Here is a 14,251-nt window from a genome sequence, read left to right as displayed (position 1 = left end):
AAGAAGCATTTTTGTCTAAACTCCTGGTTATGCGCACATCAAAGAAGAGAAATGGTTTCCGAAGGAAACGCTACCTCCTGCCCCTTATCATAATTGGCCTGCTAGTATTAGGCCGCATTTTACTTCCCTATTTTCTAAAACGTTCGGTAAATAAAACTCTGAATAATATACCCGGGTATGAAGGACATGTAGAAGATATTGATGTTGCTTTATGGCGCGGAGCTTATGTAATTGAAGGTTTAATCTTAAGGAAAGAAGCTGCTGATAATCAGCCACCATTACTTGATTTTCCTGAAACTGACATTTCTATTGATTGGAGGTCGCTCTTAAATGGTAAAATAGTAAGTGAAATTGAGATGCATAGTCCTGGCTTCAACTATATATTTGAAGTACAAAAACAGGAAACAACCGGCAGGGAACCAGATGCAGGAGATTGGACTGATGCCCTCAAAAAACTTGTTCCAATAAGTATTAACCATCTTAACGTTCATAATGGGGAAGCCAATTTTGCCCAATTATCTTCAAACCCTGAAATTACAATTTTTCTGCAGCAAATTAACCTGCAGGCCACTAATCTTGGAAATGTGGTAAATGAAAAAGAGACCCTGCCCTCCAACCTGAGAGCAACCGCTATTTCTTTTGGAGGAGGTGAAGTTCTCCTGGAGGGGAATCTTAATGTACTGAAAGAAATTCCGGATGTAGATTTGGAATTTTCCTTAAAACAGGCTGATGTCACAGCACTAAATGATCTTGCAAACCGATATGCCGGAGTTGATTTTGAAAAAGGGATTTTTGAACTTTACAGTGAGGTTGCCATTGCCGATGCCTATCTTAAAGGATACATTAAACCTATGTTTATTAATACAAGACTGCTGGGAAAAGAAGAAGATGGAGGGTTTTTCAATAAAATTTGGGAAGGATTTGTGGGGATATTTAAATTCATTTTAAAAAACCAGGGAACTGACACCCTTGCCACCAGAGTTCCTTTGGAAGGAGACCTTAACCAGGTAAAAACGGGAATTCTCACTACCATTATAAATATCTTCGAAAACGCATGGATAAATGCCTTTTCGGGAAGTGTGGATGAAAACATTAATTTTGAAGATGCCGCGCGTAATAAAGAATAATTTAAACTGAAGGTGGCATGTCATTGCTTAATCCCATTTTTTGCTGACATTTGCAGCCAAAAATTTCAGCTACGGCAATATCTTTTTTGAAGAGCCGTTGTGTGATAAATCAGAAAAAGAAACTAAGCAAGGAATGAACAAGACATTATTTACATTACTGCTTTTTGCTGCTGTATTTACGCAGGCAAAAGCTCAGGATAGCCTGAAAAATAATCAACCTGTACGCTCAGAATTTGATGAGCTTATTGAAACTTCCAATGATTACCAGGGATATAAGGTAATAGATTATGACCGTATAATTGAACTGCGGAATACCACTTCAGCTCACATTGAAGAACTAAGAAATGAAATCACTACCCAGGAAAACACCATGGATCGTCAAAACCAGGAAATTGAAGATCTTGAATCCAGGTTAGCAAATACAGAAGCAGAACTGGAACGGGTGAATAATGAAAAGGATGCTATTACCTTTTTAGGCATGCCCTTTAGCAAAGGCACCTATAAAGCAATTATGTGGGGTCTGGTTGGGTTATTGGTGCTGGCCCTGCTTTTCTTTATTTATAAATACAGAAGTTCACACGCTACAACCAGGGAAGCAAGAAAAAGGCTTGATGAAACCGAAAAAGAATTTGATATATTTCGGGCAAAATCATTGGAAAAAGAACAAAGACTGGGAAGACTATTGCAGGACGAACGTAATAAATCTTCAAATACATAGGTGAAGTTATACCCACAAACAGCGTTTGACTTCTGAAAATTAAAGCTATGCGTATAGACATTATTACCGTGGTTCCAGATCTACTTAAGAGTCCGTTTGAAGCTTCTATATTAAAACGCGCCATTGAGAAAGGACATGTTGAAATACATCTTCATAATCTTCGGGATTATGTTACAGATAATTATAAGCAAATTGATGATTATCAGTTTGGTGGCGGGGCAGGTATGGTGATGATGGTAGAACCTATAGACAAATGTATTTCCCGCCTAAAAGCTGAACGGGATTATGATGAGGTAATTTATATGACGCCAGATGGAGAACGGCTACAGCAAAAAATGGCCAATCAAATCTCCATGTATGAAAATATTATTATTCTTTGCGGTCATTATAAAGGTGTTGACCAAAGGGCTAGGGATCATTTTATCACCAGGGAAATTTCCATAGGAGATTACGTGCTTTCAGGAGGGGAATTGGGGGCAGCTGTACTATGCGATGCGGTTATTAGGCTTATTCCCGGAGTTTTAGGAAACGAAACTTCAGCCTTAACAGATTCATTTCAGGACAACCTGCTTGCTCCTCCGGTATATACCCGCCCTGCCGAATATAATGGCTGGGAAGTCCCCGGGATACTTACTTCAGGAAATTTTCCAAAAATAGAAGAATGGCGGGAAGAACAGGCATACTTACGTACCAGAAACCTTCGACCCGACCTGCTGAAGGAAGATGAAAAATAAAAGGCTACAAGTACTTGTAATTAATTTTTAATTTTTAATTTTGCACGCGTTCTAAAATAACCTCTGGCGAGATCCGTGAATGTTGTTTCAGAATTTATCTAAAAATAAAATATTATGGAATCGTTAATTAAATACGTTCAGGACGAATTCGTTAGTAAAAAGGAAACACCGGAATTTTCAGCTGGAGATACTATCACTGTTTATTACGAAATTACGGAAGGTCAAAAAACCCGTACCCAGTTCTTTAGAGGGGTTGTAATCCAGAAAAGAGGAACCGGAGCATCTCAAACTTTTACAATTAGAAAGATGAGTGGTACTGTGGGTGTGGAACGTATTTTCCCGATAAATCTCCCTGCTATTCAAAAAATAGAAATTAATAAGAGAGGTAAAGTAAGAAGAGCCAGAATCTACTATTTTAGAGGTCTTACCGGTAAGAAAGCCCGTATTAAAGAAGCAAAGAGATAAACATTTTTCTCTTATCTACGTATATAAGCCTTCGAGTTTCGAAGGCTTTTTTTTATGAAGAAAGTATAAAGATATTATTTATAAAACAGCTGAACGTAAATTAGTTAAATAAAATATAAAATATTTTAAGCTACCGGGAAATTTAAGTAGCTTTATAGTAAGCAAAATGCTATTTCGAAAGTTTGACACAAGGATTTCTGCCGAATTGCATTTGCGTAAAGAATAAAGCTCTTTACATACGGTTTTTATCTTCTATATAACGCTCATTTTTTGCGCTGGCAAAAACAGTTTGAAAGGTAAAAACCTTTTTGAAGTATTTCCTATCTCACCGATTAGAAATATTTCATATGAAATAATACACACCTTAAGCAACATCTGCTTTTAAGGAAATAAAAAAATCCGGTGATAACGTATTATTTCAGCAGAAGCCATTTCATTTTAGATAATAAAATGAAATGGCTTTTTTTATTTCTCTTTCCAAATCAATAGCTTTTAAAGCTTTTCAGCTATGATAAAAGACTGAAAAATGTTATATTGCAGGGGTCCGTGCGCTCTAGAAAATACTAGGGCGCTTATTGAATCCTATTGCAATCAAAAAATTATAAAAAATGACACAGAAATCAAGGATTGTCTATACAAAAACTGATGAGGCCCCTGCACTGGCCACTTATTCTTTCTTACCTATAGTGCAAAATTTTACAAAAACTGCAAATATTGATCTGGAAACCAAAGATATTTCCCTTGCAGGAAGAATTCTGTCCCAGTTTCCTGAAATACTTAATGAAGATCAAAAAGTAAGCGATGCCCTGGCTGAACTTGGTGAGCTGGCTAAGAAACCTGAAGCGAATATTATTAAGTTACCAAATATCAGTGCTTCTATTCCCCAGTTGAAGGCGGCAGTAAAGGAACTTCAGGAAAAAGGATTTAATATTCCAGATTATCCGGACGAAGCTTCTTCAGATAAAGAAAAGCAAATAAAGGCCAAATATGATAAAGTTAAAGGTAGTGCCGTAAACCCGGTGCTGCGCGAAGGAAATTCAGACAGGCGTGCTCCCAGGGCAGTAAAGAATTTTGCTAAAAAAAATCCGCACAGCATGGGGGAATGGAGTGCTGATTCCAAAACCCATGTGGCAACTATGGATAACGGTGATTTCAGACATACGGAAAAATCGGTTACCATTTCAAAAGAAGGAGACGTAAGTATAGAGTTTACATCTGCTTCCGGAGATAAGAAAAATCTAAAAAATGATATTCATCTGCTAACCGGAGAAATAATAGACGGAGCGGTAATGAATAAAAGAGCTCTTGTTGAATTTTTAAAAGAACAGGTGAAAGACGCCAGAGAGAAAAACATTCTCTTTTCCCTCCATATGAAGGCAACTATGATGAAGGTTTCAGACCCTATCATATTTGGCCATGCGGTAAAGGTATTTTTTCAGGATGTTTTTGATAAATACGGCAATGACCTGAAACAGGTAGGAGCCAATCCCAATAGTGGCCTTGGAGACATATTAAGTGCTCTGGACAAATTACCTGAAGATAAAGCAAAAGAAATAGACAAAGCTATTAAGGCTGATTTAAAAGAAGGTCCAGATCTGGCTATGGTTAATTCAGACAACGGGATTACAAACCTTCATGTACCCAGTGATGTAATTATTGATGCTTCTATGCCGGCAATGATAAGAACTTCCGGCCAAATGTGGAATGCTGAAGGAAAACAACAAGACGCTAAAGCCATAATTCCAGATAGCAGCTATGCGGGTTTATATCAGGCTACAATAGATTTCTGTAAGAAAAACGGAGCATTTGATCCTACTACAATGGGTACTGTGCCTAATGTTGGATTAATGGCTCAAAAAGCAGAAGAATATGGCTCCCATGACAAAACTTTCGAAATTCCGGCTGATGGTACTGTCCAGGTTATAAACACCGCAGGAGAAGTACTTATTGAACATGCTGTAGAAGAGGGAGATATCTGGAGAATGTGCCAGGTAAAAGACGCTCCGGTGAAAGACTGGATTAAACTGGCTGTAGGCCGTGCCCGTGCTACAGGAAGCCCTGCTGTATTCTGGCTGGACAACGAAAGAGCACACGATGCACAACTAATAGAGAAAGTTCAAAAATATTTACCTGAACATGATACTGAAGGACTTGATATAAAAATTATGTCCCCCGTAGAAGCTACAGAATATACGCTTCGCAGGGTTAAAGAAGGAAAAGATACAATTTCGGTAACCGGTAATGTCTTAAGGGATTACTTAACCGATCTTTTTCCTATCCTGGAACTCGGTACAAGTGCTAAAATGCTATCCATTGTTCCTCTAATGAATGGTGGGGGATTATTCGAAACCGGTGCCGGAGGCTCAGCTCCAAAGCACGTACAGCAATTTGTAAAAGAAGGACATTTAAGGTGGGATTCTTTAGGAGAATTCCTGGCCCTTGCAGTCTCTTTGGAACATGCAGGACAAAAATACAACAATGAAAAAGCCCTGATATTGGCTGAAGCTTTGGATGAAGCAACAGGTAAATTCCTTGATAACGGAAAATCACCTTCCAGAAAAGTAAATGAGCTGGATAACAGGGGAAGTCATTTTTACCTCGGTTTATATTGGGCACAGGCATTGGCTAACCAGGATAAAGATGCTGAAATGAAGGAATACTTCAGCAAAGTTGCCAAAGCAATGGAGACCAAAGAAGATCAAATTTTGAAAGAACTAAATGGTGCACAGGGTTCACCTGTTGATATTGGAGGCTATTACAAACCGGAAGAAAATAAGGTAACCAGCGCAATGCGTCCTAGTGAGATCCTGAATTCTATTCTGGGATAGAAATAAAAATCAGACAAAAAGGAAGCCGTTCAGAATATTCTTTAATTCTTGCTATTAATGTGAGATTAATTAATATTCAGGACGGTTTTTTTATTTTCAAAATTCAGCAGCAAAAAGTAATATGTGAAATGTTTAAATTTTTCACTTCGCATTTTTCATTATGAAAAGGATTCATTCCAATATCAGCGAAAATCATATTTCCATACTAAGATAACGTTAAACATATTACATGCTTTCCACGCAGTAGGGTTTTTCACGAAATTTGCAAAATGACTGAAGTGAAAAACGAAAGAAATAAAAAAAGGGAAGCTATCATTCTGTTTGTACTCGGAACCCTTATCGCTCTTGGACCGTTTTCCATAGACGCTTATCTTCCCGGCTTTCAAAGAATTGCACAGGACTTTAATATTTCCATTGCACAGGTTGGACTTACCCTCACCAGTTATTTTATTGGAATTTCCCTGGGGCAATTGGCTTATGGGCCGATAATGGACAAATTCGGCAGAAAAAAACCTTTACTTATTGGTTTAGTAATCTATTTGGTGGCAGCCCTTAGTTGCTATTACTCCCCTAATCTCACCTGGCTCATCATTAGCCGATTTTTTCTCGCTGTAGGTGCTGCAGCAGGAATGGTGGCAGCAAAAGCGGTAGTACGGGATATTTTTCCGGTTAATGAAGTTGCCGGAGCCATTTCAGTCTTAATGTTAATTATGGGAGGAGCACCAATAATTGCACCTACCGTGGGAAGTTTCATAATTGAAAGCCTTGGCTGGAAAAGCATATTCTTATTTCTCGCCAGCTTCTCTTTCCTAATGATCCTGAGCGTTTATCGTTTCCTACCAGAAAGTGTTATTCCGGATAAAAAAGTGGATCTAAAACCAAATATTGTGATGAAAAAATATTTTGGAATACTTACTCATGAAAAGTTCTGGAGTTTTTCTATGGCAGGAAGTTTTACTATAGGTGCAATGTTTGCTTACATCTCTGATGCTCCCCGTCTTTTTATGGATAATTTCAACCTAACCCAAAAAGAATTTGGTATTCTCTTTGGGATGAATGCTGCGGGATTGATATTGGGAAGCCAGGTTAACAGACTTTTCCTTAAGAAATTCACCACCTTTCAGATTACACTTTTCAACAGCATTGCTTTAGTGGTTTTAGCTTCAGTTTTTTTAATTAACGCATTGGCAGGACCTGATTTTTATCTTACTGTTGGACTCCTTTTTTGTATTCTTTTTTTACTGGGATTTCAGAATCCAAATACAACAGCTCTTTCCCTGGAACCATTTGCCACAAAGGCAGGAAGAGCCTCCGCCCTTATAGGCAGCCTTAAAATGGTGCTTGGGGCATTGGCTTCTTTTGTTATAAGCCTGTTCCATAGCGGTGGGATTATTCCGTTGGCAGTTATCCTGCTAGCCTGCCTTATAGTAAGCTCTGTTCTATTACTACGCTTCTCCGGTAAAGAAAAAAGAAAACTGGCATTGGGAGAAGTATAGTTCAACAAATCCTAAACACTTTTTAGTTTTACCTGAGTACCTTATATTTACACAAAAAACATTGACTATCCACCAGTTACTAATTTGTTGGTTATGCCTTTCCCTAACGCTCCCCATTACTGCCCAGGAAACGTTTACATTAAGCGGAACAGTAACCGCTGAAGCCAGCAACGAAACTTTAATTGGGGTAAATATTCTTATTCCTGAAGAAAATACTGGTGTGGTAACCAATGAATACGGATTTTTTTCTTTAAAACTTCCTGAAGGCTCTTACCTGCTTCAGGTTTCCTACCTGGGATACAAAACAATTTCAAGGCAACTGGATATTCATGAGGACACAAAATTGAATCTACAACTGGCAGAATCTTCAGAAAACCTTGATGAAGTGGTTATTACTGAAGACATAGAACAAATTGATATTCGTAGCCCCGAGATGAGTGTTAACAAACTTTCCATTAATACTATACAAAAGCTGCCCGCCGTATTTGGAGAGGTAGATGTGGTGCGCTCTTTACTGCTGCTCCCTGGAGTATCTAATGCGGGAGAAGGTTCCTCAGGATTTAATGTACGGGGTGGGGCGGTAGATCAGAACTTAATCCTATTGGATGAAGCAACTATTTTTAATGCTTCTCACTTATTTGGCCTCTTTTCTATTTTTAATCCTGATGCTATAAAAGATCTTACACTTTATAAAGGCGGAATCCCTGCTAAATTTGGAGGAAGGGTCTCTTCTGTATTGGATATTTACCAGCGGGATGGGAATAGCCGGGAGTTTAAAGCCCAGGGTGGAATAGGGATAATTTCAAGCCGCTTACTTGCCGAAGGTCCTATTGTAAAAGATAAAAGCTCTTTTCTCGTTGGTGGCAGAAGTTCTTATGCCCATTTATTTTTAAAACTCACCGATAATCCAAATTCAGCTTACTTCTATGACTTGAATACCAAATTGAACCATAAAATAGACAGTAACAATAAAATTCTTTTTTCCGGATATTTTGGGAGGGATGTATTCAATATCAATGAAAATTTTAAAAATATCTATGGTAATTCAGTTTTTAACTTTAGATGGAATCATATATTTTCCGATAACATTTTTAGTAATCTTTCTCTTATTTACAGTGACTATTATTACGGCCTTACATTAGATTTTGTGGAGTTTAACTGGGATAGCGGGATTAAAAATTTCAACATTAAGTATGATTTTAACCACTACCTAAGCGATCGGTTCAAATTAGAATATGGCCTTCAAAATACCTATTATAGGTTCGCCCCGGGAGAAATCACTCCAACTACGGAAACTTCAGGTATAAATTATTACAAACTGGATAATAAATACGCCGTTGAAAGTGCAGCTTATATTTCTGCAGAACAGGAAATTTCAGAAAATTTTTCCGTAGAATATGGGGCGAGGGTGAGTGGCTTCTTTAGGCTTGGACAGGAAAATATGAATTTTTATAACAACGATCAGCCGGTTATTTATAATGAGGAAAGGGATATTTACCAGGAAGCCACGCCGGTAAATACTGAAACCGGCAATCGCAGCAAAGTAATAAAATCTTTTTTTAATATAGAACCACGTCTGGCAGTGGCTTATACCCTAAATGAAGATCAGTCCTTTAAAGCCAGTTATAACCGGATGACGCAATACCTGCATCTAATTTCAAACACAAGCTCCCCTACTCCAATTGATGTTTGGGCACCAAGTGGCCCTTATATTAAACCCCAACTTCTGGATCAGGTGGCTGTGGGATATTTCCGAAATCTCAGAGATGGTGATTTTTCACTTGAAACGGAGGCTTTTTATAAAAAGATACAAAACAGGATAGATTATGTAGATGGTGCAAATCTTATCGCAAACAATGCCATTGAAACAGCAATTTTAAATGGCAGGGCAAGAGCTTATGGACTGGAACTCCTGCTAAAAAAAAATGAAGGAAGATTAACCGGTTGGCTCTCCTACACCCTCTCCCGTTCTGAGCAACAAACTCCTGGACGGACTGCTACAGAAAGTGGAATCAACAATGGAGCCTGGTATAATGCAAATTTTGACAGAACACATGATTTCAGCCTCACTTCTTCTTACCAGTTAAATGAAAAATGGCAATTAAATGCGAATTTTATTTATCAATCCGGATTAGCCACAACTTATCCTGTTGGTCAGTATCAATATGCCAATATCAGTATTCCCGTATATTCATCGCGAAACAGCAACCGGTTACCTGCTTATCACCGCCTGGATATGGCTGCCACTTATACTCCGCACCCCAAAGGTGACAGGAAATTAAAGTCCTCATGGAATTTTGGTATTTATAATCTGTATAATCGTAAAAATGCCTATTCCATTACCTTTAGGCAAAACATAGATGAGCAAAGAAATGAAGCCACCAGGCTTTCCCTATTTGGGATTATACCTTCAATTACTTACAACTTCAGCTTTTAATATGAGAAAACTAACGAACATCTTACTGATTTTTATAGTATCTGTTCTTATAACAGGCTGTGAAGATGTTGTAGAAATTGAACTGGAAGAAAGTGAACCCCGCCTGGTTGTAGAAGCTTCCATTGAATGGCTCAAAGATACAGAGGGTAACTTTCAGTCCATTAAATTGAGTTCCACCAGCGGTTATTATGAAGAAGATGCCCCTGTGATTACCAATGCCCGGGTAAGGATTGTTGATACCGAAGGAAATGTTTTTATTTTTGATCATATAAGTGAGGGGATTTATCGTAATAGCTATTTCCGCCCGCATTTGAACATGGAGTATCAATTGCAGATAGAATACCAGGAGGAGTTCTATACTGCCAATGAAACCTTTATTCCTGTTGTAGATCTGGATTATATAGAACAAACAAACGGTGGCGGATTAGAAGGTGACGAAATTGAAATTAAAGCCTACTATACCGATCCGGCAAATGAACCTAATTACTATATGTTTACCTTCCGAAATGAAAGAGCAACATTTGAAATTTATGAAGATGAATTTACCGATGGTAACCAAATTTTTGGTTACTTTTCAAATGAAGATATTGAAACTGGTGACGAGTTATATATAGAGTTGGCAGGGATTTCCCGCTCTTATTATGATTATTTATTTATCCTGCGTTCCCAGATAGGAACTAATGCCGGTGGTCCCTTTGAAACAAAACCTGCCACCGTTAAAGGGAATATTATTAATCAAACTAACAGGAACAATTATGCTTTGGGTTATTTTCGCCTCTCGCAGGTGGTAGAGGCAGATTTTACAGTAGATTAAAACCTGAAAAAGTTTTCAAAAAATGCACACCAACAGAGACAAGCTGGGAAAAGGAATAAAGTTTTTACTTATTGCTATGCCACTAATTGTTGTTGGCCCTTCGGTAATCTTCAGTGCATTTAACAACCAGGACAACCCGTTTTATATTCCAGTTCTGGCTGGTGGAATTATTATTTCTATTGCCGCAATTTTCTTTATTTTCAAGGGGATAATGACACTTATAAAAGCACTGTTTGGGTAGCCTTATCAATTAATTTTTATGGCGTACCCTTCGGGTTGGGCTATTCGCGCTACATGGCTGCGTGCCGGTAAGCCAGGGTAGCCGCCTCCTATCCCTCATGCGGGAGTTTGCCTATTCCAACTTAAACTGAACTACAACAGACTACTCCTTTTTTCAAGGGAAAGTGGATTAATCAGCGCAAGAGTACTACTATTATTTCACCCCTATCACCTTTCAGGACTGGCATCAATAGTTATTTCATCCTCGGAAACCGATTGAATACTACATGTGCTTCCTAACGTGGTGCTTAAATAATCAGCTATATCATAAGAAGATTGTGCATGAGCCACAAAACAAGAACCTGTGCCATCTGTAATATTCTTTTCCAGTATATCACCTTTTACTGCAAGTGCATCGGTTATGGTTTTAAACTTTCCATAATCGCTGTTAAGGATTGTGATATAAGTCCCATTAGCCGCATTTACAGGGTTAAGATCAGGCAAAGGCATTTTATCCCGTTCTGAAACAATGTACTCCACGGCCTGTATAATCCCTTTTTCGCAGGCATCTGCCAGGGCTTTGTTATTTGCGGTGCCCCCGACCGTCTGGATACCAAGAACACTTAAACCTTTAAAGCCTCCGGCTCTCCCGTCCACATTAAAAGATTCTGAATCAATAATTTCGCGGGTGGTCGGGTTTATAAGTTGAATAATGAATCCTATGTGTGCTTTGTTAGAACTCATTTTTATACCAAATGCTCCTCCACTACTCTCTCCGGCTGCATACTCAGTAACCTTTCCCATCACTACAACCTGTGCACCCTTCATGCTTCCGCGTGCCACGGCACTTCCTGCTTTCACATTCCCGCTTTCACCAAAGGCAATTTCGTCCAAAATTTCATCTTTATCCTTTACACTCAATAAGACATTAAAACAATTTACATTTTGAAGTGCGCTTGTAAGCATTTGTGATAATTCATCTCCAAATTTAGCATATGCTGTTGGTGTGGCCACATTAAAACTGGAAACGCTAAGTGTAATCTTCTGACCTAAATCTATTCCCTGGCATTGTTCTTCAATCTCTTCCATGGTAACCTTTGGCTCCTTTTGAGCATTAAGCTGAACACTAAGACATAACACCGAAAAGAGGACTAATAATTTAAATAGTTTCATAAAATTATATTTGATAAGTTAATATTGCTACACTCCGCATCACCCAAAATTTCCTATCACGAAAAATTTGAAATTTTTAAACTTTGCTTAAATTTCTTTTGTACATTTAACTATACCTTGCATATCAACAAGTTAACTCCAAAGAAACAATCATCATAAGATGATTGAGTAAGTGTGGTCCTATCCCCGGATTCCGTGGTTATTCAACAACTAAGCGTGAAGCAACTGCTATAAAAAAAATGAGAAATTAAAATGAACCATAAATAGATAGACGGGGATGTCTAATATTGAGGATAAGAACAGCTTAATTCAAGGTGTATGAAAAAGATTATTCTTATTGACGATGAAATGCAATCAATCGGGGTCCTGCAAAACCTTCTTAAAGAGTACAAAGGTTTTAAGGTTTGCGCCACAGCCCAGACCTTAGATGAAGCTTTTATAGCAATAAAAGAACATCAACCCGATATAGTTCTTCTGGATGTTCAACTAAATGAGCAAAGTAGCTTTGAATTGCTAGACCGAATTAAGGAAATTAATTTCGACATCATATTTACGACAGGCTATCATAAACATTCAGAGCATGCCGTGAAAGCCTTTCGCTATAACGCTATAGATTACCTCCTGAAGCCAATAGACAGGGAACAATTAAGTGAATCATTTTCAAGGACCAGCCGCCATCAAGACAGCCTTAAGTTCTTTTTACAGAAACTCAATACACTTAAAACAAACTTTTTTGGTGAAAACCTGATCCGTCAAAAATTGGCAGTACCAACTACAGACGGTTTCCTATTAGCCGAAATCAATGAAATAACTAAATGCGAATCCGATTCCAACTATACCCACATCTACTTTTCCAATGGATATAAAATTATAACAACAAAGACGTTGAAGCATATAGAAAAGTTATTAACAGATCAGCCTTTCTTCTTTAGAGTGCATCAGTCTTTTCTTATAAACCTTCAATATGCTTCACGATACTATAAAGGAAAAGGCGGTTATATAGAACTCAAAGATGGTTCTACTGTACCTGTAGCTGTAAGAAAAAAAGAAAGATTAATACGAACTCTAACAGGAAATTAAGTATTGAAGGATAGGGAATTAAAATGAAACCATAACCTCACTTTGATAAAATACAACTGGCAGGATTTGCCATTTAGAGCTAGCATTTTTTAACGTATCTATGTGCGCTTTATTAGAAATTGCCATTGTAAACAGCATTAAAAAGGCCATGATGGCGCCTTCCTATTGCTATCGAAAGATTGAAAATATTAAATTTTTCCATATAGATTAACTACAAATTTTTGTTTACTCCTTAAAACTTAGCACGATCTAAAAGCCTTACAAACCAGGAGCTGAAATTTTCAAATCAATTCAAATATAATAATAAGATGCTTCTTTCCTTTTTAAGGGTAAATGGATTCAGCACAACTGATGAAGACGAAAGGGTAAAAAGAATACGCTAAAATCAGAACTGAGACCGGCAATTTTACACTCTCTGTTTTATCAATAGTTCATTTACAGGATAAAAAACATTTCAGATACTTTGAAACCCTGGCAGGTCTGCATAATGATTTTCCGAAGAAATCACAAAATTAGAACAGCTTGCTTGAACATTCCTTCTAACTCTGGAATCAATGGAAAAAATGAACATCAAGCAACCTGTTCTATAATTCTCTAGGTCTAATTATTAATTCTATACATCAGTTAAAAAAGAGACGAAACCTTGTCTTCTATCTCTTCCTGATTATCCCTGTAATACTTATAACCCAGGTAACCCAGCCCGGCTATTACCCCGACTTTAATTAGTCCTCCTGTCCATTGAAAGCCCTTTTTAGTGAGCCATAACTTTCCGGCATTTTTAGTTGTCTTCTTTAAGTCTTGCTTATCCATTACAAATAATTTTTCTAATTAGTATATCAGGTAATATCCAAATTATATTGCGGAATTGGCGTTAATATTTTTCTAAATAAAGCTTCTTATCCTATACTTCTGAAGAAATTTTCGCTTTTTAAGATTGAAGACATACTTAGTGCAAGACAAATTTTACAAGTTGTTAGGAAATGTTTATACTCTAAACTAGGTCTCAAACTTGCTCCAGCTTTAGAAAAATTTATTACTAAAAACTACTGTATATTCCTGTGAAAAAGAGAAGAAGAAAAAGTACAAACCGTCGCCAAATGAATAAAACTTAACTATGGATCATTGTGAACTTCAAAAGAGAATTACGAATGTGCAGAATT

Annotated in this window: 12 protein-coding genes; 10 read left to right on the top strand and 2 right to left on the bottom strand. The window is 37.6% G+C overall.

What is annotated here, in order from left to right:
• Window positions 1-29: 29 nt before the first annotated feature.
• From RM539_RS04805 to RM539_RS04765, 9 genes are all read left to right on the top strand, one after another.
• Window positions 30-1,127 carry a DUF748 domain-containing protein gene (locus RM539_RS04805; RefSeq protein ID WP_311502297.1) on the top strand — a complete coding sequence of 366 codons (1,098 nt, stop codon included), beginning with the start codon at window positions 30-32 and terminating at the stop codon, window positions 1,125-1,127.
• Window positions 1,128-1,167: 40 nt separating this feature from the next.
• Window positions 1,168-1,845, top strand: a complete 678-nt coding sequence (locus tag RM539_RS04800; protein ID WP_311502296.1) for a hypothetical protein — start codon at window positions 1,168-1,170, stop codon at window positions 1,843-1,845.
• Window positions 1,846-1,892: 47 nt separating this feature from the next.
• Entirely contained in the window at window positions 1,893-2,579 is a 687-nt protein-coding gene (trmD, locus tag RM539_RS04795) for a tRNA (guanosine(37)-N1)-methyltransferase TrmD (protein WP_311502295.1), read from the top strand.
• Window positions 2,580-2,693: 114 nt separating this feature from the next.
• Complete coding sequence (gene rplS / locus RM539_RS04790) at window positions 2,694-3,044, top strand: 50S ribosomal protein L19 (protein ID WP_311502294.1); 351 nt, start codon at window positions 2,694-2,696, stop codon at window positions 3,042-3,044.
• A gap of 608 nt (window positions 3,045-3,652) precedes the next feature.
• A complete protein-coding gene (locus tag RM539_RS04785) occupies window positions 3,653-5,872 on the top strand; it encodes an NADP-dependent isocitrate dehydrogenase (RefSeq protein WP_311502293.1) in 2,220 nt (739 codons plus the stop codon).
• A gap of 278 nt (window positions 5,873-6,150) precedes the next feature.
• Window positions 6,151-7,368 (top strand): multidrug effflux MFS transporter, encoded by a 1,218-nt coding sequence (locus RM539_RS04780; protein WP_311502292.1) that lies wholly within the window; start codon window positions 6,151-6,153, stop codon window positions 7,366-7,368.
• A gap of 67 nt (window positions 7,369-7,435) precedes the next feature.
• A complete protein-coding gene (locus tag RM539_RS04775) occupies window positions 7,436-9,805 on the top strand; it encodes a TonB-dependent receptor (protein ID WP_311502664.1) in 2,370 nt (789 codons plus the stop codon).
• A 1-nt stretch (window position 9,806) separates the two neighbouring features.
• Complete coding sequence (locus tag RM539_RS04770) at window positions 9,807-10,619, top strand: DUF4249 family protein (protein WP_311502291.1); 813 nt, start codon at window positions 9,807-9,809, stop codon at window positions 10,617-10,619.
• Between the two features lie 22 nt (window positions 10,620-10,641).
• Entirely contained in the window at window positions 10,642-10,860 is a 219-nt protein-coding gene (locus tag RM539_RS04765; protein ID WP_311502290.1) for a DUF6095 family protein, read from the top strand.
• 206 nt (window positions 10,861-11,066) lie between these two features.
• On the opposite strand, the gene RM539_RS04760 is transcribed toward RM539_RS04765, so the two are convergent.
• Complete coding sequence (locus tag RM539_RS04760) at window positions 11,067-12,011, bottom strand: CsgG/HfaB family protein (protein WP_311502289.1); 945 nt, start codon at window positions 12,009-12,011, stop codon at window positions 11,067-11,069.
• 318 nt (window positions 12,012-12,329) lie between these two features.
• On the opposite strand from RM539_RS04760, the gene RM539_RS04755 reads away from it, so the two are divergent.
• The gene (locus RM539_RS04755) at window positions 12,330-13,091 is read left to right on the top strand and encodes a LytR/AlgR family response regulator transcription factor (protein ID WP_311502288.1); all 762 of its coding nucleotides are present in this window, start codon (window positions 12,330-12,332) and stop codon (window positions 13,089-13,091) included.
• Between the two features lie 624 nt (window positions 13,092-13,715).
• Here RM539_RS04755 and RM539_RS04750 read toward each other — a convergent pair.
• Window positions 13,716-13,901 (bottom strand): hypothetical protein, encoded by a 186-nt coding sequence (locus tag RM539_RS04750; protein ID WP_311502287.1) that lies wholly within the window; start codon window positions 13,899-13,901, stop codon window positions 13,716-13,718.
• Window positions 13,902-14,251 lie beyond the last annotated feature (350 nt).

This window comes from Autumnicola musiva, assembly GCF_031846585.1.
In the GTDB taxonomy this organism is placed as follows: Bacteria; Bacteroidota; Bacteroidia; order Flavobacteriales; family Flavobacteriaceae; genus Autumnicola; species Autumnicola musiva.
The sequence above is the reverse complement of the archived record's forward strand: the minus strand, read 5'-3'. Positions and strand labels throughout refer to the sequence as shown.

Excerpts from the sequence above, each read along its gene's own strand:
- RM539_RS04805 (WP_311502297.1), top strand. The coding sequence starts at position 30 with ATGCGCACATCAAAGAAGAGAAATGGTTTCCGAAGGAAACGCTACCTC.
- trmD (WP_311502295.1), top strand. The coding sequence starts at position 1,893 with ATGCGTATAGACATTATTACCGTGGTTCCAGATCTACTTAAGAGTCCG.
- rplS (WP_311502294.1), top strand. The coding sequence starts at position 2,694 with ATGGAATCGTTAATTAAATACGTTCAGGACGAATTCGTTAGTAAAAAG.
- RM539_RS04785 (WP_311502293.1), top strand. The coding sequence starts at position 3,653 with ATGACACAGAAATCAAGGATTGTCTATACAAAAACTGATGAGGCCCCT.
- RM539_RS04770 (WP_311502291.1), top strand. The coding sequence starts at position 9,807 with ATGAGAAAACTAACGAACATCTTACTGATTTTTATAGTATCTGTTCTT.
- RM539_RS04765 (WP_311502290.1), top strand. The coding sequence starts at position 10,642 with ATGCACACCAACAGAGACAAGCTGGGAAAAGGAATAAAGTTTTTACTT.
- RM539_RS04760 (WP_311502289.1), bottom strand. The coding sequence starts at position 12,011 with ATGAAACTATTTAAATTATTAGTCCTCTTTTCGGTGTTATGTCTTAGT.
- RM539_RS04755 (WP_311502288.1), top strand. The coding sequence starts at position 12,330 with ATGAAAAAGATTATTCTTATTGACGATGAAATGCAATCAATCGGGGTC.
- RM539_RS04750 (WP_311502287.1), bottom strand. The coding sequence starts at position 13,901 with ATGGATAAGCAAGACTTAAAGAAGACAACTAAAAATGCCGGAAAGTTA.